Source organism: Plantibacter sp. Mn2098 (genome assembly GCF_049319745.1).
Taxonomy (GTDB): domain Bacteria; phylum Actinomycetota; class Actinomycetes; order Actinomycetales; family Microbacteriaceae; genus Plantibacter.
Map to the genome: position 1 here is coordinate 139,957 of NZ_JBMOUH010000007.1, position 20,615 is coordinate 160,571.

At 66.1% G+C, this 20,615-nt stretch carries 21 protein-coding genes; 11 read left to right on the forward strand and 10 right to left on the reverse strand.

Annotated features, from left to right (window positions below; all coding sequences use genetic code 11):
• Nucleotides 1-41 precede the first annotated feature (41 nt).
• From ACL9RL_RS12225 to lnt, 7 genes are read left to right on the forward strand one after another with little or no spacing between them, the layout of a single operon-like run.
• Complete coding sequence (locus ACL9RL_RS12225) at nt 42-995, forward strand: FKBP-type peptidyl-prolyl cis-trans isomerase (protein WP_422780527.1); 954 nt, start codon at nt 42-44, stop codon at nt 993-995.
• A 35-nt stretch (nt 996-1,030) separates the two neighbouring features.
• Complete coding sequence (locus tag ACL9RL_RS12230; protein WP_422780528.1) at nt 1,031-2,050, forward strand: helix-turn-helix transcriptional regulator; 1,020 nt, start codon at nt 1,031-1,033, stop codon at nt 2,048-2,050.
• Nucleotides 2,043-3,068, forward strand: a complete 1,026-nt coding sequence (locus ACL9RL_RS12235) for a helix-turn-helix transcriptional regulator (RefSeq protein ID WP_422780529.1) — start codon at nt 2,043-2,045, stop codon at nt 3,066-3,068. Before ACL9RL_RS12230 ends, ACL9RL_RS12235 begins: the two co-directional genes overlap by 8 nt.
• A gap of 6 nt (nt 3,069-3,074) precedes the next feature.
• A complete protein-coding gene (tatA, locus tag ACL9RL_RS12240; RefSeq protein WP_422780530.1) occupies nt 3,075-3,335 on the forward strand; it encodes a Sec-independent protein translocase subunit TatA in 261 nt (86 codons plus the stop codon).
• 48 nt (nt 3,336-3,383) lie between these two features.
• On the forward strand, nt 3,384-4,145 hold the full coding sequence (gene tatC / locus ACL9RL_RS12245; protein ID WP_422780531.1) for a twin-arginine translocase subunit TatC: 762 nt from the start codon (nt 3,384-3,386) through the stop codon (nt 4,143-4,145).
• Nucleotides 4,142-6,562, forward strand: coding sequence for a DEAD/DEAH box helicase (locus ACL9RL_RS12250; protein ID WP_422780532.1), 2,421 nt, complete (start codon nt 4,142-4,144; stop codon nt 6,560-6,562). The genes tatC and ACL9RL_RS12250 overlap by 4 nt, the downstream gene beginning before the upstream one ends.
• Nucleotides 6,559-8,178, forward strand: coding sequence for an apolipoprotein N-acyltransferase (gene lnt / locus ACL9RL_RS12255; protein WP_422780533.1), 1,620 nt, complete (start codon nt 6,559-6,561; stop codon nt 8,176-8,178). Before ACL9RL_RS12250 ends, lnt begins: the two co-directional genes overlap by 4 nt.
• Here lnt and ACL9RL_RS12260 read toward each other — a convergent pair.
• From ACL9RL_RS12260 to ACL9RL_RS12275, 4 genes are all read right to left on the reverse strand, one after another.
• Nucleotides 8,175-8,537 carry an RNA polymerase-binding protein RbpA gene (locus tag ACL9RL_RS12260; RefSeq protein ID WP_422780534.1) on the reverse strand — a complete coding sequence of 121 codons (363 nt, stop codon included), beginning with the start codon at nt 8,535-8,537 and terminating at the stop codon, nt 8,175-8,177. The genes lnt and ACL9RL_RS12260 overlap by 4 nt on opposite strands.
• Before the next feature lie 90 nt (nt 8,538-8,627).
• Nucleotides 8,628-9,479 (reverse strand): glycerophosphodiester phosphodiesterase, encoded by an 852-nt coding sequence (locus tag ACL9RL_RS12265; protein ID WP_422780535.1) that lies wholly within the window; start codon nt 9,477-9,479, stop codon nt 8,628-8,630.
• Nucleotides 9,395-10,432, reverse strand: coding sequence for an SPFH domain-containing protein (locus ACL9RL_RS12270; RefSeq protein WP_422780536.1), 1,038 nt, complete (start codon nt 10,430-10,432; stop codon nt 9,395-9,397). Before ACL9RL_RS12270 ends, ACL9RL_RS12265 begins: the two co-directional genes overlap by 85 nt.
• Complete coding sequence (locus tag ACL9RL_RS12275) at nt 10,429-10,926, reverse strand: NfeD family protein (protein ID WP_422780537.1); 498 nt, start codon at nt 10,924-10,926, stop codon at nt 10,429-10,431. The genes ACL9RL_RS12270 and ACL9RL_RS12275 overlap by 4 nt, the downstream gene beginning before the upstream one ends.
• 163 nt (nt 10,927-11,089) lie before the next feature.
• On the opposite strand from ACL9RL_RS12275, the gene ACL9RL_RS12280 reads away from it, so the two are divergent.
• A complete protein-coding gene (locus ACL9RL_RS12280) occupies nt 11,090-11,854 on the forward strand; it encodes an SDR family oxidoreductase (RefSeq protein WP_422780538.1) in 765 nt (254 codons plus the stop codon).
• An 81-nt stretch (nt 11,855-11,935) separates the two neighbouring features.
• Here the strand turns inward: ACL9RL_RS12280 and ACL9RL_RS12285 are convergent, their stop codons facing one another.
• Entirely contained in the window at nt 11,936-12,529 is a 594-nt protein-coding gene (locus ACL9RL_RS12285; RefSeq protein ID WP_422780539.1) for an HdeD family acid-resistance protein, read from the reverse strand.
• 153 nt (nt 12,530-12,682) lie between these two features.
• Here ACL9RL_RS12285 and ACL9RL_RS12290 point away from each other — a divergent pair, with 153 nt between their 5' ends.
• Nucleotides 12,683-13,825 (forward strand): AI-2E family transporter, encoded by a 1,143-nt coding sequence (locus tag ACL9RL_RS12290; protein ID WP_422780540.1) that lies wholly within the window; start codon nt 12,683-12,685, stop codon nt 13,823-13,825.
• Between the two features lie 6 nt (nt 13,826-13,831).
• On the opposite strand, the gene ACL9RL_RS12295 is transcribed toward ACL9RL_RS12290, so the two are convergent.
• Nucleotides 13,832-14,824 (reverse strand): ATP-grasp domain-containing protein, encoded by a 993-nt coding sequence (locus ACL9RL_RS12295; protein WP_422780541.1) that lies wholly within the window; start codon nt 14,822-14,824, stop codon nt 13,832-13,834.
• 174 nt (nt 14,825-14,998) lie between these two features.
• On the opposite strand from ACL9RL_RS12295, the gene ACL9RL_RS12300 reads away from it, so the two are divergent.
• Entirely contained in the window at nt 14,999-15,460 is a 462-nt protein-coding gene (locus ACL9RL_RS12300; protein WP_422780542.1) for a hypothetical protein, read from the forward strand.
• A 44-nt stretch (nt 15,461-15,504) separates the two neighbouring features.
• Here ACL9RL_RS12300 and ACL9RL_RS12305 read toward each other — a convergent pair whose 3' ends face one another.
• Together ACL9RL_RS12305 and ACL9RL_RS12310 are read right to left on the reverse strand one after the other, a co-directional pair.
• Nucleotides 15,505-16,785, reverse strand: a complete 1,281-nt coding sequence (locus tag ACL9RL_RS12305) for an alpha-L-fucosidase (RefSeq protein ID WP_422780543.1) — start codon at nt 16,783-16,785, stop codon at nt 15,505-15,507.
• A gap of 210 nt (nt 16,786-16,995) precedes the next feature.
• Entirely contained in the window at nt 16,996-17,730 is a 735-nt protein-coding gene (locus ACL9RL_RS12310) for an alpha/beta fold hydrolase (protein WP_422780544.1), read from the reverse strand.
• Between the two features lie 297 nt (nt 17,731-18,027).
• Between ACL9RL_RS12310 and ACL9RL_RS12315 the strand changes: the two genes are divergently transcribed.
• A complete protein-coding gene (locus tag ACL9RL_RS12315) occupies nt 18,028-18,810 on the forward strand; it encodes an MBL fold metallo-hydrolase (protein ID WP_422780545.1) in 783 nt (260 codons plus the stop codon).
• A gap of 42 nt (nt 18,811-18,852) precedes the next feature.
• Here the strand turns inward: ACL9RL_RS12315 and ACL9RL_RS12320 are convergent, their stop codons facing one another.
• Together ACL9RL_RS12320 and ACL9RL_RS12325 are read right to left on the reverse strand one after the other, a co-directional pair.
• Nucleotides 18,853-20,109, reverse strand: coding sequence for a catalase (locus tag ACL9RL_RS12320; protein WP_422780546.1), 1,257 nt, complete (start codon nt 20,107-20,109; stop codon nt 18,853-18,855).
• The gene (locus ACL9RL_RS12325) at nt 20,106-20,516 is read right to left on the reverse strand and encodes a DUF427 domain-containing protein (RefSeq protein WP_422780547.1); all 411 of its coding nucleotides are present in this window, start codon (nt 20,514-20,516) and stop codon (nt 20,106-20,108) included. The genes ACL9RL_RS12320 and ACL9RL_RS12325 overlap by 4 nt, the downstream gene beginning before the upstream one ends.
• Nucleotides 20,517-20,615 lie beyond the last annotated feature (99 nt).

Here is a 20,615-nt window from a genome sequence, read left to right on the forward strand (position 1 = left end):
GGCACCCGCCGCCCACACAACGCTCCCCGAAACGAGGATCCGTGCGCACTGCACCCGCCATCATCGCCACCGCCGGCCTGCTCCTGGTCACCCTGACCGGGTGCGCTCCAGCCGGCTCCAGCTCATGCGGCACCCCCGCGGAGCCCGGTGCGGCGACGAAGCTCATCCACGTGAGCGGAGCGGCGGGCGAACAGCCGAAGGTCGATGTCCCGACCCCGATCTACACCACCACGACCGAGCGTGAGATCATCACGACCGGTACAGGTGAGGCGGTCACGGCCGGCGAGACGGCCGTCGTCAACTGGGTGCTGCTGAACGGCCGGACCGGTGACGTCGTCGCGAAGTCCGACTTCAGCAAGCCGGCGAGCGTCGCGCTCAGCTTGAACAAGCCGCTGCCCATCGGCTTCAGCAAGGCGCTCGAGTGCGCTCCGGTCGGCTCTCGCGTCACCGCGGCGATCGCCCCGGCAGACGGATTCGGCCCGGCCGGCGGAAGCGAGGCCGATGGCATCGGCAAGGACGACACGCTCGTCTTCGTCGCGGACATCGGTCACGTCGTTCTTGCGCGCGCGAACGGCGCCGAGCGTCCGACGCCGTCCGGCCTGCCGTCCGTCGTCGTCGCTCCGGACGGCCGGCCCGGCGTGACCGTTCCTTCTGCAGCACCGCCCACGACCGTGCAGTCTGCGGTCATCCGCGAGGGTGACGGCGCCACGGTGAAGAAGGGCGACCAGGTCACGGTCGCGTACACGGGCGTCCTGTGGAAGGAGAAGAGCGTCTTCCAGAGCACGTGGGAGGACGGCAAGCCGTTCGTCTACACGGCGGGACAGCTCGGCATCACCGGATTCGACAACGCCGTCCTGGGTGCGAAGGTCGGTTCGCAGGTCATCGTCGTGCTGCCACCGAAGGACGCGTACGGCGAGCAGGGCTCAGGTCCGGTCCCGGGCAACGCGACCCTCATCTTCGTCATCGACATCCTCGGCGTTTCCCCCGCGAGCTAGGCAGCGGTCCGCCCGGTCGCAAATAGAATGGTGCAGTGCCCCACACCCGTGACGCCCCAAAACCGGTGCCTGTCGAGGAACGTCTCTTCAGCCTGGTGCTCGCGCTGCTCGCCACGCAGTCCGGACTGACGAAGAACGAGATCCTGTCGACGGTGCAGGGCTACCGGCAGCAGTACTCAGATGGCGGGAACAACGCGAGTCTCGAGCGTCAGTTCGAACGCGACAAGGACAACATCCGCGAGCTGGGCGTCCCACTGGAAACGATCGAGCAGCCGGGGGAGCCGGGCAACAACCAATCGATGCGGTACCGCATTCCCAAGGGGGAATACGAGTTGCCGAGCGATGTCCGGTTCACCGCTGCAGAGCTCTCGCTGCTCTCGCTCGCCGCGACCGTCTGGCGTGAGGGATCACTGTCCGGTCAGTCTCAGCGAGCCATGACGAAGCTCCGGTCGCTCGGCATCGAGCCGGACGAACCCATCATCGGCTACGCGCCGCGCCTCCGCACACGGGAGGGGTCGTTCGAACCGCTCGACGCAGCACTCGAACGACGGGCCGTTGTGACGTTCCCGTATCTGAAGCCGGGGGAGCGGGCACCGCGCATCCGCACCGCCGCACCGCTCGCGCTCGTGCAGCACGAGGGTCGGTGGCATCTCTTCGCGAGGGACGTCGACGTGGACGACACCCGCACCTTCCTCCTGTCCCGCATCGTGGGCGATGTGAAGCAGACCGGCGAGATCAGCGAGCCGGGGGAGCGGGACTACGCGGCGGACGCCATCCGGGGGCTGCGAGCGGTCTCCGCCTCGCAGCACGCGACGGTCGAGGTCAGGCCTGGAACGGACGCCGCCGCCAGGCTCGGCAATCGCTACCAGGGGACGTCGACGGGATCCGCAGACGTCCTGACCATTCCGTACCTCGATCTCAACATCCTGGCCGACGAACTCGCCGGCTTCGGCCCGGAGGTGTTCGTCCTCGACCCGCCTGCGCTCGTCGAAGCAGTGGTCGCCAGACTGAACGATGTCGTCGACGCACACCGAGAAGAGGATCCCCGTGGCTAAGCGCAGTGCGCCGAAGGCTCAGGACAAGCTCATCTTCCTCCTGTCGCTCGTGCCGTATCTCATCGACCGTGAACGGGTGACGGTGGACGAGGCGGCTCGCCATTTCAGCCTGCCGCCGCAGCAGATCCGTGACGCCGTCAGCCTGCTGACGGTCTCGGGGGTGCCAGGGGAGACGCACCAGTACCTGTCCGGGGACCTGTTCGACATCGACTGGGGCAGCTTCGAGGAGGACGACGAGATCGTCCTGACCCACCGGGTCGCTCTCGACGACGCCCCCCGGTTCTCCGCACGTGAGGCGTCCGCGCTCATCGCCGGCCTGCAATCCCTGTCGCGCCTGCCGGAGTACGAGGACAGCGATGTCATCGGCGGAGTGATGGCGAAGCTCGCGCGCGGCGCATCATCGACACCGGGGCAGGTCGCCGTCACCCAGTCCCATTCCGACCGGTCCGTCGGCATCATCCGATCCGCAATCGGAACCGGCCACAGCGTCGTGTTCGACTACGTCAACGCGCGCGGCGAACACGAATCCCGCCTGGTCGATCCGCTGCGACTCGAGTCTCAGGATCAGGACTGGTATCTCTTCGGCTGGTGCCACCTGCGTGAAGCGACGAGACGGTTCAGGCTCGATCGGATGACGGACCTCCAGGTGAGCGAGCTCGCCGTCGCGCCGCACGATTCGTCGCTCGTGGTGCCTGAGGCCCTGTTCGAGCCGAGCGATTCCGATCTGTCGGTGACGGTGAGGCTGCATTCCTCGGTCGTCCCGCTCATCGACGACTACGTCGCCGCGATCACCCGAACCGATGACGCGACGGTCACCGCAACGCTGCGGGTCGCCCACTACCACGGACTGAAAAGGCTGGTCACGAGCCATCCGGGCCTCATCGAGGTTCTTGGACCGGATGAGGCGCGTCGCTTCGTGGCGGCCTGGGCCGCATCCGCACTTAATCGCTACAGTTCTCCCCAGAATGCTCCGAAAGCGGTAGACTCGACGGACGACGCTCTCAACGATCAGGAATGATGCCCCATGTTCGGTAACGCATTTTCAGGATGGCACCTCGTCATCATTCTGCTCATCGTCCTGCTGTTGTTCGGCGCACCGAAGCTTCCGGGCCTCGCAAAGAGCGTCGGACAGTCGATGCGCATCTTCAAGAACGAAGTGAAGACGCTCAAGGATGACGACAAGTCGGCTGACGCAGCATCGTCGGCGGACAACACCGCGGCTTCGGATTCGGCAGTGAAGCCGGAGACGACCGCGAGCACCGTCGAACCCCCGCTCAAGCCGTAGCGGGCCGTGCCTACCCGCACTCCACGCCAGAAGTCTCGCGATGGGCGCATGTCGCTCGGTGCCCACCTGGTAGAACTGCGCAAGCGTCTGTTCTTCGCAGCCATCGGCATCATCATCGGCATGGTGATCGGCTTCCTCATCTCTGAGATCGTCATCGACGCCATGAGCGCACCGATCAAGGTCATCGCAGACGAACGTGGTCAAGCGCTGCTCAACTTCACGAACGTGACGAGCGCCTTCGACCTCAGGATGAAGATCGCACTGACAACCGGCGTCGTGATTTCGAGTCCTGTCTGGCTCTATCAGATCTGGGCGTTCCTCGTCCCAGGGCTGACGCGCAAAGAGATCAAGTACGCGGTCGCCTTCTTCGCGAGCGCCGTGCCGCTGTTCCTGCTCGGCTGCTACGCCGGTTGGACCGTGCTGCCGCACATCGTCGAACTGATGGTGAGCTTCACGCCGGCCGCCGCGTCGAACTTCTTCGACGCCGCCACCTACTACGACTTCGTGCTGAAGCTCGTCCTGGCGGTCGGCATCGCGTTTGTGCTGCCGGTCTTCCTGGTGCTGCTCAACTTCGTCGGCGTGATCTCGGCGGCGTCCATCATCAAGTCCTGGCGCGTGGCGATCCTGCTGATCGTGCTCTTCACGGCCATCGCAACGCCGGCCGCAGACGTCGTGTCGATGTTCCTCCTCGCCATCCCGATGGTCATCCTCTACTTCGCGGCGTACGGCGTCTCGTACCTGCACGATCGCCGCAAGGCGAAGGATGTCCGTCGTCTCGAGGCAGAACTCGCCAGCGGCGGAACGGTATGACCGACCAGCTGTCCCCGGCTGAGCGGTTCAGTGCGGCGACGCGGCGAGCAGCCACGCCACGACTCCAGGCGTTCCGTGATCGGTTGCGTTTCGACCTGGATCCCTTCCAGATCGAAGCATGCGAGCGGATCGAAGCGGGGAAGAGCGTGCTCGTCGCCGCGCCGACCGGCGCAGGCAAGACGATCGTGGCCGAGTTCGCGATCGCGCTCGCGATGCACCAGCCGAACGCGAAGGTCTTCTACACGACGCCGATGAAGGCGCTGAGCAATCAGAAGTTCCAGGAGTTGACGGCCGAGTACGGCCCGGACTCCGTTGGCCTCTTGACCGGCGACACCAACATCAACGGCAACGCCCGCATCGTCGTGATGACGACCGAGGTGCTCCGGAACATGCTCTACGCGGACTCCGATGCGCTCATCGATCTCGCATTCGTGGTGATGGACGAGGTGCACTACCTCGCCGACCGGTTCCGTGGCGCCGTGTGGGAGGAAGTCATCATCCACCTCCCGTCGGAGGTCAAGATGGTGTCCCTCAGCGCAACGGTGTCGAACGCCGAGGAGTTCGGCGATTGGTTGCAAGCCGTCCGCGGCGACACCGAGGTGATCGTCTCCGAGGAACGCCCGGTCCCGCTCACGCAGCACGTGCTGATGCGCACGAAGCTCGTAGACCTGTTCGCCGCGCCGAGTCTTGCGGACACCCACCAGGTGAATCCCGAGCTCGTGCGGATGGCACAGTTCGGCGGTCGTGCCCCGAGTTCCCGCCAGTACAAGGATGTCAGCCGGTACAACCAGCGACGTGCACCGCACCACGCCGAGAAGATGGATCGCGGCGACTTCGTCCGGATGCTGGGCGACCACCACCTGCTCCCGGCGATCTTCTTCGTGTTCAGCCGCGTCGGCTGCGACCAGGCGGTCAAACAGGTCCTGAGGTCGGGCGTCAGGCTCACGGAACTGCACGAGCGTGACGAGATCCGCGCCATCGTGGAGGATCGCTGCAGGACGCTGCTCGACGAGGACCTCGCCGTGCTGGGCTACTGGGAGTGGCTCGATGGCCTGGAGCGCGGCGTCGCTGCACACCACGCCGGCCTGCTGCCCGCCTTCAAGGAGGTCGTGGAGGAGCTCTTCCAGCGCAAGCTCGTGAAGGTCGTCTTCGCGACGGAGACGCTCGCGCTCGGCATCAACATGCCGGCTCGGACAGTGGTGCTCGAGAAGCTCGAGAAGTTCAACGGCGAAGCGCGTGTGCCCATCACGCCGGGCGAGTACACGCAGATCACCGGCCGGGCCGGTCGACGTGGAATCGATGTCGAGGGTCACGCCGTCATCCAGTGGTACGAGGGACTGCACCCGCAGTCCGTCGCATCACTCGCCTCGAAGCGGACCTACCCGCTCAATTCGAGCTTCCGCCCCACCTACAACATGGCCGTGAACCTCATCGACCAGTTCGGTCGCCAGCGCACGAGGCAGATCCTCGAGTCCTCCTTCGCGCAGTTCCAGGCCGACCGCGCCGTCGTCGGACTCGCGAAGCGCGTGCGTGAGCAGGAGGCGTCGCTCGCCGGCTACGAGACGTCGATGACCTGCCACCTCGGCAACTTCGTCGAGTACGCAGGCATCCGCCGAGAACTGACCGATCTGGAGCGCAAGGGGAACGAGTCGGAGTCCCGTGCCGCGAAGGATCGCCGCCAGCGCAAGCTCGCCGAGCTGCGCAAACGTCTGCGCTCCCACCCGTGCCACGTCTGCCCCGAACGGGAGGACCACGCACGCTGGGCTGAGCGATGGTTCAAGCTCAAACGCCAGACGGATCAGGTGAAGCAGCAGATCGCGACCCGCACGGGCGCCGTCGCCCGCGTCTTCGACCGGGTGACCGACGTCCTCCTCGTCTACGGCTACCTGCAGCGCGACGAATCCGGGAAGGTCGTCATTGCGGCTCCGGGCAAGACCCTCAAGCGGATCTACGGCGAACGCGACCTCCTGATCGCCGAATGCCTGCGATCCGGCGCGTGGAACGACCTCGACGCTTCGTCACTCGCCGCGATGGCGGCGGCCATCGTCTACGAACCCCGCCGCGACGAGCAGAACACCCCGGAGCGCTTCCTGCCGAGAGGCCCGTTCCGCTCGGCGCTCGAACGCACCCAGGACATCTGGAGCCGTCTGGACGACACCGAACGGGAGCACAAGCTGCCCGGCAGCAATCCGATCTCGACGGGGTTGTCGCTCGCGATGCATCGCTGGTCGAAGGGCGCGGCGCTCGACACCGTCCTCATCGAGGCCGAACTCGCCGCAGGCGACTTCGTGCGCTGGTGCAAGCAGACCATCGACCTCCTCGATCAGTTGAGCATCGTTGAGGGCAGTGTCGGCCGGACGGCACGACAGGCGCTCGATTCGATCCGCCGCGGCATCGTCGCGTACAGCTCGCTGTGAGCGCGAGTACCGTCGCGGCCCCGGCCGCACTCCCGGCACCGATCGACTTCACGGCGGGCGATCGTCGGACCCGGAAGCGCGCCAGACCGAAGCCGCCTCTGCCGTTGTGGTTCGCCGTCATCGTCGCGATCGGGGCTGGCCCCATCCTCGACGGCGGCTTCCCGGATCGTGGCATCTGGCCGCTCGCCTTCGTCGGCATCGGCCTCATCCTGGTGACGTTGATGGGCCGCAGCGTCTGGGGAGCCCTGCTCATCGGGTTCATCGCGGGGGAGTCGTTCTACCTCGTGCACATCGAGTGGGCGACCGTGTACCTCGGCCCCGTGCCGTGGGCGGCGCTGGCCACGGTGGAATCGATCTTCTTCGCCATCGGCGCGATCGTCATCACCCTCGCCTACCGTTTCATCCCACGGGCATTCCCCGGCGTCGCAGGGCGCGTGTGGCTGACCTCAGCGGTCGTGGCAGCCGTCTGGACGGCGCGAGAGTCGCTCGTGAGCGTGTGGCCGTACGGCGGCTTCCCGTGGGCGAGGATGGCGCTCAGCCAGTCCGAGAGCCCGTTCGCGCCGCTCGTCGCCTGGGTGGGTTTCTCCGGACTGTCGTTCATCATGGTCTTCATCGTCGCGTTGGCCCTCCAGCTGGCGCGCACCTCCGAGGTCAGGCCGGTGACGAAGGCTGGAACGCTCGCCCTCGTCGTCATCGGCGTCCTCATCGTGCCGGCCTGGCCGACGCCGACCACGGGTTCGACGCGAGTCGCCGCCGTGCAGGGCAACGGACCGGCCGGGTACTTCGACGGAGCTGCGCCGGGGACGGTCATGAACACGCAGATCGACGAGACGCTCAAGATCCTCGACGAGCACGTCGACATGGTCGTCTGGCCGGAGAACGGCGCCGACCTGGATCCGCAACGGGTCCCACAGTCCGCTGCAGCCCTGGACTACCTGAGCCGGAGGATGAACGCCCCGTTCATCGTCGGGGCCATCTCACAGCGCGGGGACAAGTACTTCAACTCGTCCCTCCTCTGGTCGTACCCGAACGGCGTCACGGACGTCTACGACAAGAAGCATCCCGTGCCGTTCGGCGAGTACGTCCCGGACCGTGCGTTCTGGGAGCCGCTCGCTCCGGACCTCATCGGCCTCATCGGGCGCGACTACACCCCTGGGACGAAGGACAACGTCTTCGACATCGGGGGAGTGCTCACCGGCATCAGCATCTGCTTCGACATCGCGGACGACCAGCTGACACGGGATGCGGTGGCCGGTGGTGCGAGGCTCATCCTCGCACAGACCAACAATGCCGACTTCGGGAAGACGGATGAGAACGAGCAGCAGCTCGCCATCGCCAGGCTTCGCGCGATCGAGTCTGCGCGGTCCATCGTGAACATCTCCACGGTCGGGACCAGCCAGATGATCGGACCAGACGGTCACACGATCACGAGCATCCCGGCCTTCAAGCCGGGGTCGATGATCGCCGAGGTCCCGTTGACGGACACGGTGACGCCGGCGATGTCGTTCGGGCACCAGTTCGAGCTCTTCATCGACGGGATGGGGCTCGCGACCCTGGTGCTCGCGGGAATCGCCTCCGCACCCCGTGGTGCGAGGCGTCCCCGCGTCGAGCGCTAAGCGCTCTTCTGCTGCCCTCGGCGTGCCCGAAGGTAGTCGAGGCGTTCCTGCAGGAGCTCTTCCAGTTCGTCACGCGAGCGACGCTCGAGCAACATGTCCCAGTGGCTCCTCGGGATCTTCACGTCGCCGCGGTCCACGACCACCGGCTTCGAATCCACGAGTAGGATTGCTTCTGCGCCGCAATGACGGCACTCCCAGAGCTCAGGAACCTCCGCGTCAGCGGCAAACGTCATCGTGGTTTCACGTTCGCAGCTCTGACACCGGTAGGTGTGCTGGCTGCGCTCGGAAAAGACGACGCCCTCTTCGGTTTGTAGACTCTGGGCGCCCAGGCGCATTCCGCGCAAACTGCGATCTGCCATTGTGTGGTCTCCTCTCGCTCGGCACCCATAGTTATAAACCCAGAAGCTGGGTAATCTGTTCCGATTGCCGGGTCTTCTCCCAGGTGACGTTCAGTTTCGAGAGGCGACGACCGCGAGTGCGAGGTCTGCACGGTCCGTCACCAGACCGTCGACGCCGAGGTCGAGCAGTTCGCGCATCGTCGGTTCGTCATTGACCGTCCAGACGTGGACCTCGATGCCGGCGCGGTGCATCGTCGCGACCGAACGCCTCGTGACCACGGGGATTCCGTGGAATCTCCGCGGCACCTGGACAGCGTCAACGCCACCCAACAGCCGACGGACACGGGTGACGTCGCCGAGGACCGCGAAGGGGAGCGCCCGTGCCATCAGCGGCAGTCCGGGCGAGGTCGCCACCGATCCGGCGATTGCAACGGTCGCGAGGCGGCGTTGCTCCGAGAACGAGGTGACGAGCACCCGATCCTGAGCATCTGCTTCGACAACGGCCCTCGCGACCGGGATCGCAGCGCCGGCGGCTTTGACGTCGATGTTGAAACGCGTTTCGGGAAACGCATCGAGGGCCTCTGCGACCGTCGGCACCCGATCACCGCCGAGGTCGATTGCTTGGAGCTGCCGGAGTGTCATCGAATCGATCGGACGGCTGTCTCCGGTGATGCGTTCGAGTGTGTCGTCGTGGAACAGCACCGCAACGCCGTCACTCGTCACCTGACTGTCCGTCTCGATGTATTGCGCACCGATGTCGGTCGCACGTCGGAATGCGGCGATCGTGTTCTCCGGAACGTCGAACGTCAGGCCCCGATGCGCGAACACGCGGGGCCTGGCGGGACCGAAGAAACCGTGCTGCCCGGCAGCACCCATCGCTACTCCGAAGCCGGCGGTGCGGCTGGGGGAGCCGGTGGGGCGGGCGGGGCCTGCGGCGGAACGACGCTCGACGCGGTCGGCCACACGGGAGGCGTCTGCATCCCGGCGGCAGCTGCAGCGGCCGCAGCCGGATTCCGCGTGTTGCCAGGTCCGAATGCGCTGCCGATGCCCTTGAGCGCCTCGGTCAGCTCGCTCGGGATGATCCAGAGCTTGTTAGCCTGACCCTCAGCGATCTTCGGCAGCATCTGCAGGTACTGGTAGCCGAGCAGCTTCTCGTCCGGATCACCCTCGTGGATGGCCTTGAACACGGTCTGAATGGCCGAAGCCTCGCCCTGAGCGCGGAGGACCGCCGCCTGGGCGTCGCCTTCTGCGCGGAGGATCTCGGCCTGTCGTGCACCCTCAGCCGTGAGGATGGCGGACTGCTTGGTACCTTCTGCCGTCAGGATGAGCGCACGGCGGTCACGCTCTGCGCGCATCTGCTTCTCCATCGAGTCCTGGATGGAGAGGGGCGGGTCGATCGCCTTGAGCTCGACGCGTCCGACGCGGATGCCCCACTTGCCCGTCGCCTCGTCGAGGACGATGCGCAGCTGACCGTTGATCTCATCGCGGCTGGTCAGCGCCTGCTCGAGGTTGAGACCACCGACCACGTTGCGGAGGGTCGTGGTCGTGAGCTGCTCGACGGCGCCGAGGTAGTTCGCGATCTCATACGTCGCCGCTCGCGCATCCGTCACCTGGAAATAGACGACCGTGTCGATGGAGACGACGAGGTTGTCCTCGGTGATGACCGGTTGTGGCGGGAACGAGACGACCTGCTCGCGCATGTCGATGAGCGGACGCAGGTGGTCGATGAACGGGATCAGGATGTTCAGCCCTGGCGTGAGGGTCTTGTGGTACGCGCCGAGGCGTTCGACGACACCGGCTGTCGCCTGGGGGATGATCCGGATGGATCGGAACAGCACCACCAGCACGAAGATGATGACGACGGCGCCGATCACCCACCCGATCACCATGGGGACTACGTCGCTCGGATCGTTCATGAGTGCTCCTGCTCTTCGGTCGGCGCTTGTGGCGCGCTGTGGGACGGGATGACGACGGCGGTCGCGCCGTCGATCGTGCTGACGAGGATCGAGGTCCCCGGTTCGAGACTCGTCGCCTGTCCGCCGTACGGCGTGCGCGCGGTCCAGGTGTCGCCGTTCGAGAGCTTGACCTGGCCGCCAGTGACGCCGACCGTCGAGACCACGACGCCGGGGAGGCCGAGCAGCGCTTCGACATTGCTCTTGGTCGGATCAGCGCCCCGATGCAATGCGCGCAGCAACGGTGGCCGGACGGTGAGCAGCAGCAGCACGGAGGCCGCGGCCCCGATGATGAGCTGCAACCACCACGGCGCACCGAGCAGACCGGACAGCAGTCCGACCACACTGCCGACGGCGAGCATCAGGAAGGTGAACTCGAGGGAGAGGATCTCGATGGTGACGAACACGAGGATGAGTACGAGCCAGCCGATCCACGCATATGAGGTGATGACATCCATAGTCAGACTTCCTCTCGGCCGGGCTCACGTCGCCCGGTCGTCTCCACGCTATCAGGTGGACCTTCGTTTGAGCCGGGAGATGCTCGCGATCTCGCGGTTCTTGATAGTCTCGGTGGCTGGAACCGCCGTCACCGGACGGCCGCAGACTTTCAAGGAGACACCCGTGTCGAACCCCCTCGTCCCCGGATCACTCGCCGGCAAGAACGTTCTCGTGACGGGCTCATCGAGAGGGATCGGCGCAGACACCATCCGGTACTTCGCGGCGGCCGGCGCGAACGTCGTCATCAACTTCCGCAATAAGGAGGCACGCGCGGTCAAGCTCGCCGACGAGGTGCGCGCGCTCGGCGTCACCGCGGTCGTGGTCGGTGCAGATCTGACGGACCCGGCATCCGTCCAGGGCATGTTCGACACGGTCAAGGCAGAACTCGGCGACCTCGACGTCCTGGTCCTCAACGCTTCCGGCGGCATGGAGAGCGGCATGGCCGAGGACTACGCGATGGTCCTCAACCGTGACGCGCAGCTGAGCGTCGTCGAGCACGCACTCCCGCTGCTCAAGACCGGTTCGCGCATCGTCTTCGTCACGAGCCACCAGGCGCACTTCATCCGCACGACGCCGACCATGCCGGAGTACGTCCCCGTCGCGAACTCGAAGCGCGCCGGTGAGGACGCCCTCCGTGCGAAGCTGCCGGAGTTCGATGCTGCGTCGATCGACTTCGTCGTGGTCTCCGGCGACATGATCGAGGGCACGATCACCGCGACGCTGCTCGAGCGCGCGAACCCGGGAGCGATCAGCCAGCGCAAGGAGTCGGCCGGCCGCCTCTACAACGTCGGCGAGTTCGCGGCAGAGGTCGCCCTCGCGGCGGTCGAACCCATCGCCGAGAACCACACCAGGTACGTCGGCGACACGAGCGACTTCGCAGCAGAGTAGGCGTTCGCGCGCAGCACGCCCGAAACACCGATGGCCGGCAGATTCCCTGAGGAATCTGCCGGCCATCGGCCGTTCTGACGACTATGCGAGCTTCGCGGCCTTGGTGCGCCCGAAGGTGAACGCCTGCACGATCTCGACGATGCCGGCCGCGATGAGGAAGAATGCCGTGAACCACAGCAGCGCGATGATCGCGCTTGCCGGCCACACGAGCACGAAGATGCCGCCGACGATGCTGATGACGCCGTAGAGGATGGCGAACCAGCGCGAGGAGTCCGGAGACGCGTCGAACAGGGCTGCGACACCTTCGATGATCCAGGTGATGCCGATCGTCAGACCGAGGGCGAGGATGCCGATCGCCGGCTGGACGAAGACGTAGACGCCACCGATCACGAGCAGCACGCCGAGGATGACACTGAAGATGCGCCAGCCCGTGCTGTGCTCCTTCGCGACGATGCCGCGGCTGATGCGGACGACGCCCGCGATGATGAAGTACGTGGCGAAGATCCAAGCCACGGCGATGAGCGACGCCTTCGGCCACGCCAGCAGGAAGATGCCCAGCGCGATCGTTGCGACGCCGCCGATGCCAAAGGCCCACCGGATGCCGGTGATCTGCTTGGCATTGAGCTTGGTCGAATTCAGGGTGTACGTGGTGGTCACGATGGTTGGTTCTGACATGGTGCTGCTCCTCAAGACGCGAAACGGTGGCGTAGCTCCAGTGTGGCGCATCCGCACAGCACTTTCCCAGTTTTGACGCCACGTGTCGTCTATCTGGATCGAGGGGAGCGTTACCGCGCCGGGCCCACGCTGCCGCGGCGTATCGTTCGTCCTATGGCTCGCAGAGTGGTGGAAGAGACCGTTGACGACCTGGGAGTGCCACGGGGCATGCGGATCGCGACGGCGTGGTCCTGGCGAATCCTCGTGGTCGTGGGGGCGTCGGCCGTGGTCATCGCGCTGGTCGTGGTGTTCGAGGAGATCGTCGTTCCATTGCTGGTCGCGATGCTCGTCTCAGCGCTGCTCGCACCGACGGTCGCGACGCTCGGCCGCCACCGCTGGCCCCATTGGCTCGCGATCCTGGTGACGCTCGTGGCGTTCGCCATCGTCGTCGCCGGGCTCGTCGTCATCGTCGTGTGGCAGGTCCGGTCCGGGCTTCCGCAACTGGAGCGAGAGTCCGTCGCCGCGTACGACCGCGCACGAGGAGTGCTGAGTGCACCGCCGTGGAACGTGTCCGATGCCCAGCTCGCGTCCTGGATCAACGACCTGGGTGCACTCGCTCAGAAGGACAGCGGCGTACTCATCGGCGGCGCCGTGAAGGTCGGCGGCACACTCGGGCATCTGCTCGCCGGTGCGTTGATCGCCCTGTTCGCGACGATCTTTATGCTCATCGACGGCCGGGGGATCTGGAACTGGATCGTACGGATCTTCCCCCGCGCGGCACGCCCGGCGATGTCTGCGGCAGGCGGCTCCGGATGGTCCACCCTCACGAAGTTCGTCCGTGTGCAGATCGTCGTCGCACTCGTGAACGCCATCGGCATCGGAGCCGTCGCATTCTTCCTCGGGCTGCCGCTCGCCGTGCCGATCGGTGTGGTCGTCCTGTTCGCATCCTTCATCCCGGTGATCGGCGCGATCGTGAGCGGTGCCATCGCCGTCGTCATCGCGCTCGTCTACGGCGGACCGGTGCAGGCGGTCGTGATGCTCGCCGGCGTTCTCGTCGTCCACCTACTCGAAGCACACGTGCTCCAACCGCTGCTCGTCGGCGGCGCGGTGAAGGTGCATCCGCTCGCCGTGGTCGTCGGCGTCGCTGCCGGCACCGCCATCGCCGGTGTGCCTGGCGCGTTGTTCGCCGTGCCGCTCATCGCCACGGTGAATGCGATGGTCACGACGATCGCGTCCAGGTCGTGGCGGGGGAGCGGGCAGACGAGAACGGCATCGACCACACATCCAGCGCCGCGGCCGGGCTCAGCGGGGGAGTAGGAGCGCTCAGACGTTCACGAGCGGGACCGCTGCCGGCTGGTAGCGGCGGCTGAGTTCCGCGCCGAGGAATCGTGCGACGGCGACGGCTCCGGAGCTCTCGCGATCGGACTCCACGTCGGGGTTGTAGTTGGTGTTGGTGTTGATGTCGTACGGGACGACACGCCCGTCGACGGTTTCGATGAACTCGATCCCTGCGACTTCGATCCCGTGCTCGGCGATGAATGCCTTGAGACGCACGATGAGCGGGTGGGCGGCATCGATCTCCGGACGGCGGGTGAAGAGCGAGGGGAGCGGGAGCGCATCCGCGGCAGCACCCGACTCCGGGACGGCGCACGCCTCAGCCGGGCAGAGTTCGAAGCTGCCGGCCGAGGTATCGACCTTGACCGCGTACAGGAAACGTCCAGCAACGAATTCGGCACGTGTGATGAACGGTTCAGCCGCCACCAGGTACTCCTGGAGGAGTGTGATGCCGTCGACCGGCTGCTCGAAGTCCGGTCCGGCGATGTAGGCGTCGAACGCCTCGTGCGTGTCGAACAACCGGACGCCGAGCCCCTTGCCGCCCTGATTGTGCTTGGTGATGAAGGGGGCGCCGAGTTCACGCGCTCGGCTACTCAGCTCATCGACGCCGAAGACGGCGATCGTCTTCGGGACGTCGAACCCGGCTGCGGCGAGAGCCAGGTACTGCGCAACCTTACTCACCTCGAATTCGAGCACCCGGCTGCCGTTCACAACCCGGCGGCCGGCCGATTCGAGCCAGCGGAGCGTCGCGCGTGCGTATTCCTTCGCGGTCTTATGTCCTCGCGTGTGCGAGGACGCGCTGAATCGCGACCAGAAGACACCCTCCGGCGGAGCAACGCCCAAGTCGATCGCACCGCCGGTCAGGAGCAGTTCACGGAACGGAACGCCTTCAGATTCGAGTGCCGCAGTGAGCGGTGGAATCCAGTCCTCGTTCTCATGCAGGATGTACACGACGGGCTCGGTCGTTGCGGTGTTCGACATCTGCCGATCGTACGTTCGTCGGCACGGAGCGTCCGACGTCGTGCGTCACACGCGGTAACCGATCGCAGCGCGTCGGGAACGCTCGGTTCGTTCTCACCCGTGTGGCGGGTTCGAAAGCACTGATAATGCACATTATGTCAAGTCGCTTCTGCGTAACCCCGCTACGATCGTCTCGTGACGACGCGGGAGTTCGATCTGACGATGACCGTTGCAGTGCGCCCGGAGACCGCGATCGACTACCTGATGGACCTCAATCGGCAACGCGGACTGCACCCGTTCCTGGTCTCGGCCGACATCATCGAATCTGGAACAACGGACGCTCAGCCGTGGTTTCTCTGGCGGATCCACGAACGACCTCGGTTGGGGCGCCTCACGTATTCGATCCGATTCACTGCGACGATGCGGCGCATCTCCCCCACCACGATGGTCGGGAACGTCGCCGCGGCACCTGGCTGCACACTCGTCACCCGCACAGACGCCCAACTCATCGAATCTGAGGGACGGACCCGCACGGTGCTGCACGAGATCACCACCGTGGCAGCACCGCGACCAGTCCTCGGGTACATGTGGAGGCAAGCCTTCGCTGCTCACGCCCGCGTGTACGAACGGCTCCCGACCGAGATGTCGACGCTCTGACAACTCTGAATGCGCCCCGGCGGGCGACGGGCCTCCGCGAATACCTATCTGGCGAAGTCGAGTTCGATGACCGGGATGAGCACATCCGGCCGCACGATCGGCAACTTCAGCACGGTCGATCCCGCGGGCCCGGCCAGAACCACATGCGGCGCGAGATCGGACACCTCACCGATGACCTCATGCCGAACCTCCACGCCATCGTGGACAAAACGCGCGAACGCCAACGGCGCCGGCAACCCCCGCAATACGAGGTGCCCCGTCGGCCAGTCGAACACGTGCACGAACACACGCCCATCGCGTTCGGTGATCCTGCACCCCTCCGGCGCGGGGATCGAACTCACGCCGGCTCCGCGGATCGACGACTCATGGACGTCCATCCACTCCCCCACATCCCCCAGCAGCAGCGCGGCACGCTTCTCGATGTCACCCCTCCCGGTCGGGCCGACGTTCAGCAAGAGGTTCCCGCCTTTGGACACACTGTCGATCAGCAGACGCAGCACCTGACCGGCGTCGAGCCAGTTCTGATACGTCGGCGCGTATCCCCACGAGCCGTTGAGCGTGCGACACGCCTCCCACAGCTGCAGGTCGCCGTTGACGATGTCGCGACTCGGCTGCACCTCCTCCGGCGTGATGAAGTCCTCGGAGCCCGGCACGTCCAGACGATCGTTGACGAGCATGTCTGGCGCGAGCTCCGTGATCCGGGCGAGGAGGCGTTCGGACTGCCAGAAGTCGGCGCCCTTGCCCTGTTCGACGACCGAGTCCCCCGGATACGAGAAATCGAACCACAGGATGTCCGGCCCGAATCGCACGATGAGCTCCTCCACCTGAGCGTGCAGGTAGCTGACGTATCCATCGCCGTCGCGAGGCTCGCTGGTGGAACGGTTCTTCCAGTCCGGGTGGAATCCGTCCAACGGGAAGTCGGGGTGGTGCCAATCGAGCAGCGAATAGTAGAGCCCGATCCGGAGCCCCTCGGATCGGCAGGCGGCGACGAGCTCCTCGACGAGGTCGCGCCCCGCCGGCGACTGCGGCGCCGAGTAGTCGGTGTACTCGGAATCCCACAGACAGAACCCCTCGTGGTGCTTGCTGGTCAGGACCACGTACTCCATACCGGCCGCCTTCGCGGTGCGGGCCCAGGTGCTCGCGTCGAACCGATCCGCCGTGAAGTGCTCGAAGTACACTCGGTAGTCCGACTCGCCGATCGACTCGTAGTTTTGCACCCACTCATGGCGGCCGGCCACCGAGTACAGGCCGAAGTGGATGAACATGCCGAACCGCGCGTCCCTGAACCAGGCGGTGCGGTCGATGTCGGCAGTCGTACTCGTCATGATGTCTCCGCTCGATCGAGGTGGCCCCACGCCACTCCCCCGCGATTCTGCGGTCACGAACATTGAACATTGGTCGGATGTCTAAGTCAAGAGTTGGTCCAACTTCTTCCCAGGTAAGTAAGCCGTAGGGGTATAGGTCCGATGTCTACTGCGAAAACCGTGCTCCTCGTTCCGAGCCAGCAGACACCGGCACCCACATCCCCCACGCACTCAGCCGACCGCAGCGATCGCCGAGCGGATCGCCGCGAGCGTCACATCGGGTCGTGACACCAGGGAGACGTGAGACGCATCGACCTCGGTGATCGTCGACCCCGCCCGCTGGGCCAGACGGCGCTTCAGGGCGATCGGGATGACGCGGTCGTCCGTCGCCAGGACCGCCCAGCTCGGGATGCTCTTCCAAGCCGGAGCGCCCGATGGCGTGACATTGGCGACGATGGAGGCCGGCCGTTGCGTCGCGGCGATGAGCAGACGATCGGCCTCGGGCAGGTCCTGCGCAAAGGAGTTGTGGACGGTTTCCGGCTTCAGGAACGCATCCACCGCACCCTCCGGTGCGCCCGGATATGCGGCCAGATCCAGGACCGTCGTCGGATCGGCAACAGCGAGAGCCGAATCCGTCCCGTCGAGGAGGCCCACGACCGTTTCGCCCTCATCGGGGATGAATGCATCGATGTACACGAGCGCCGCGACGTCGCCGCCCCGACCCGCCGCATTCGTGATGACCGCTCCGCCATAGGAGTGTCCGACGAGCACGACCGGCCCGGTTGTGCGCTGCGCGAGGAACGAGGCGATGTACGCGGCATCGCTCGTGAGCCCACGGAGCTCATTCGACGGAGCGAGGACGGTGTATCCCTCGGCCTGCAGAGGTGCGATCACGGCGTTCCAACTCGACGCGTCCGCCCACGCACCGTGCACGAGCACGATGGTCGGCTTGCTGTTCTCAGACATTCGATCCCCATTCTCGTCACCGCCCCGATAGCGGCTTCGTGGAGCACAGTCTGCGCCTCACTCCAGCGCCACACCAGGGCCAAAACCCGAGCGGCCGAGATACGGCGTAACACGACCGTCCTGATCAGCAGGACATTTCCGCCGATGGGCAGCGCGAACCATCACCGATGGCGCACCGCGCTCTCGCCGGTCGGCGGGAGCGCCCCTGACACATTCTCGAAATCTGGGGACATGGCAGGGCGAGTGATGCGGAGCGGGCGGACAATAGGACGACCTTCAGACCCCGAGGAGCAGTGCATGAGCGAAGCGTCCCACACACCAGTCCGCGTCGAACTGATCGGCGGGCCGACCGCGGTGATCGACCTCGGTGGACTCCGATTCGTCACCGATCCGACCTTCGACGCGCCCGGAGAACACACATCGGGAACGAGCACGCTCACCAAGCTCACCGGCCCGTCGAAGCTCCCGCACGAACTCGGGCCGGTCGATGCCGTACTCCTGTCGCACGACCAGCACGCGGACAATCTCGACGACGCCGGCAGAGCGTTCCTCGATACGGTCCCGCGCATCTTCTCCACCACTGCTGCGGCGGAACGGATCGGCGAGGTCGTCACCGGCCTCGCACCCTGGCAGCGGACGACCATCACGAGGCCGAACGGGGACGATCTTCACATCACAGCCGTTCCGGCGGTTCACGGTCCGGACGGATCAGCGGCTTCCACCGGCCCCGTGATCGGGTTCGTGCTGCACGGTGAAGAGCTCCCCAGCGTCTACGTGAGTGGCGACAACGCCTCGCTCCGCGTTGTGGAGGAGGTCGCACATCACCTCGGCCCGATCACCTACGCACTCCTGTTCGGCGGCGGGGCGCGGGTGTCCAGAATCGATGCCTACCTCACCCTCACGAGCGACCAACTCCCCGCCGCCACGAACATCTTGGCGGCGAAACGCGTCGTCCCCGTCCACAGCGAGGGGTGGGCGCACTTCACCCAGGACCACGACTCCGTCCGCCGCGCATTCGCCGCGAGCGACGTCGACGATCGTCTGGTCCTGCTCGAACCGGGTGAAGCAGCAGAGCTGTGACGGCGGCAACGCGCTGGACATGGGGCGCTGAGCGCTGAGCGGCTACCGTCGCCTCGCCACGGCAGCCAACGCGACACCGAGGCCTGGGTCGACCCTGGTCCAGTAGTCGATGATCCGCTCCACGAGATCGGGCCGCGTCACGGGCGCGACGTGCGCTGCGATCGTGTCGAGGAGGCGCGCACGCGCGGCGTCATCCAAGACGTCTCGGACGAGCGTGCCGGCTTGGACGAAATCGTCGACGTCATTCCCGGCTGACACGGCGGCGGCCAGCGCGAGCACGGCTGCAGAGTCCGGAGGAGCATCGGCCATGGACGCCTGAGGAACACGCGGTGATTGCGCACGATCGAGGACGACGCGGTGCTTGTGGAAATTGGGATAGCTCGCGATGCGCGCCACAAGCATCGGATCGGGGCTCGGTGCGATGCCGGGCACGAAGTTCGCCGGGCTGAACGCCGCCTGCTCGATCTGCGCTTCGAAGTCGTCCGGGTTCCGATCCAGGACGAGACGGCCCACCGGGATCAACGGGTAATCGGCCTTCGACCACACCTTCGTGACGTCGAACGGATTGAACCGGTACGCCACAGCCTCGTCGTAGGGCATGATCTGGACGCTGAGCGACCACGCCGGGTGCGCACCCCGCTCGATCGCCGAGCTGAGGTCGTCGCGGTAGTAGTCGACCTCTGCGCCCTCGATGCCGTCGAGATCCTCACCGCTCAGGTGCTCCGTCCCCTGCTCACTCACGAAGTGGTACTTCACCCAGAAGCGCGCACCGGAGGCGTTGATCCACTGATAGGTGTGCGTGCCGAATCCGTCCTGGTGTCGCCACGACCGTGGGATGCCGCGGTCCCCGAGCAGCCAGGCGACCTGATGCGCGGTCTCCGGATGTGTCGTCCAGAACTCCCACAACCGGTCGTAGTCGAACAGGGTGTCGAATGCCGGGGTCGAGGAGGAGCCGGCTCGGCGACGATCGACGGCGACGGCGCGGACGAGCGATGCGAACTTCACCGGGTCGACGAGGAAGAACACGGGCGAGTTGTTGCCGACCAGGTCATAGTCGCCGTCGGTCGTGCGGAACTTCACGGCGAATCCGCGCACGTCCCGCCAGGCGTCGGGAAGACCGAGATACCCGATCGTCGACGAGAAGCGGACGACCGTCTCCACTCGGGCGCCGGGCTGGAACAGCGAGGCAGCGGTGAACTCGCTGACGTCGTGCGTCGTCTCGAACCGGCCGAGTGCGCCGCCGCCCTCCGAGTGGCGGATGCGGACCGGCACCGCGACGGGCGCGACGTCCGCCGTCACGCCGAGACGCTCAGGGTGAGGGACTCGTAGAAGGCCAGGTGCCCGCCGATCTCGGCGAACGAGGGGTTCGGTTCCGGGTATGACCAGGCTGCCGGAGCGCCGTCCGGGTCGCTCGCGAGCGACCAGTACTCGTTCGCGACGCCCTTGAACGGGCAGAACGTCGTGCCGTCGATCGGGTGCAACAGTTCGAGTCGCACGTCCTCTCGCGGGATGTAGAAGCGCACCGGCACGTCCACCTCGTGCAGTTCCACCGCGCGGGTCGTCGAGGCGATGACCGTGTCGCCGTGACGGATCTCGACGGTGCCGGCGGCCGGAACCAGACCGACCAGCAGATCGCCGACGGGCCTGCTCACGAGACGCTCGGCTGGTGGCGCGACCAGGACGGGGGCGATGGTGTCGAGCGACATCGGTGTTCCTTTCGACGGTGGTGCGGTGGCGATCGTGACATGCTGTCGTCATCAAAGCCGATCACCGACGGAACCGTCCATCGGACGCTGCAACACGGC

Excerpts from the sequence above, each read along its gene's own strand:
- tatA (WP_422780530.1), top strand. The coding sequence starts at position 3,075 with ATGTTCGGTAACGCATTTTCAGGATGGCACCTCGTCATCATTCTGCTC.
- tatC (WP_422780531.1), top strand. The coding sequence starts at position 3,384 with ATGTCGCTCGGTGCCCACCTGGTAGAACTGCGCAAGCGTCTGTTCTTC.
- ACL9RL_RS12250 (WP_422780532.1), top strand. The coding sequence starts at position 4,142 with ATGACCGACCAGCTGTCCCCGGCTGAGCGGTTCAGTGCGGCGACGCGG.
- ACL9RL_RS12260 (WP_422780534.1), bottom strand. The coding sequence starts at position 8,537 with ATGGCAGATCGCAGTTTGCGCGGAATGCGCCTGGGCGCCCAGAGTCTA.
- ACL9RL_RS12270 (WP_422780536.1), bottom strand. The coding sequence starts at position 10,432 with ATGAACGATCCGAGCGACGTAGTCCCCATGGTGATCGGGTGGGTGATC.
- ACL9RL_RS12275 (WP_422780537.1), bottom strand. The coding sequence starts at position 10,926 with ATGGATGTCATCACCTCATATGCGTGGATCGGCTGGCTCGTACTCATC.
- ACL9RL_RS12285 (WP_422780539.1), bottom strand. The coding sequence starts at position 12,529 with ATGTCAGAACCAACCATCGTGACCACCACGTACACCCTGAATTCGACC.
- ACL9RL_RS12290 (WP_422780540.1), top strand. The coding sequence starts at position 12,683 with ATGGCTCGCAGAGTGGTGGAAGAGACCGTTGACGACCTGGGAGTGCCA.
- ACL9RL_RS12295 (WP_422780541.1), bottom strand. The coding sequence starts at position 14,824 with ATGTCGAACACCGCAACGACCGAGCCCGTCGTGTACATCCTGCATGAG.
- ACL9RL_RS12305 (WP_422780543.1), bottom strand. The coding sequence starts at position 16,785 with ATGACGAGTACGACTGCCGACATCGACCGCACCGCCTGGTTCAGGGAC.
- ACL9RL_RS12310 (WP_422780544.1), bottom strand. The coding sequence starts at position 17,730 with ATGTCTGAGAACAGCAAGCCGACCATCGTGCTCGTGCACGGTGCGTGG.
- ACL9RL_RS12315 (WP_422780545.1), top strand. The coding sequence starts at position 18,028 with ATGAGCGAAGCGTCCCACACACCAGTCCGCGTCGAACTGATCGGCGGG.
- ACL9RL_RS12325 (WP_422780547.1), bottom strand. The coding sequence starts at position 20,516 with ATGTCGCTCGACACCATCGCCCCCGTCCTGGTCGCGCCACCAGCCGAG.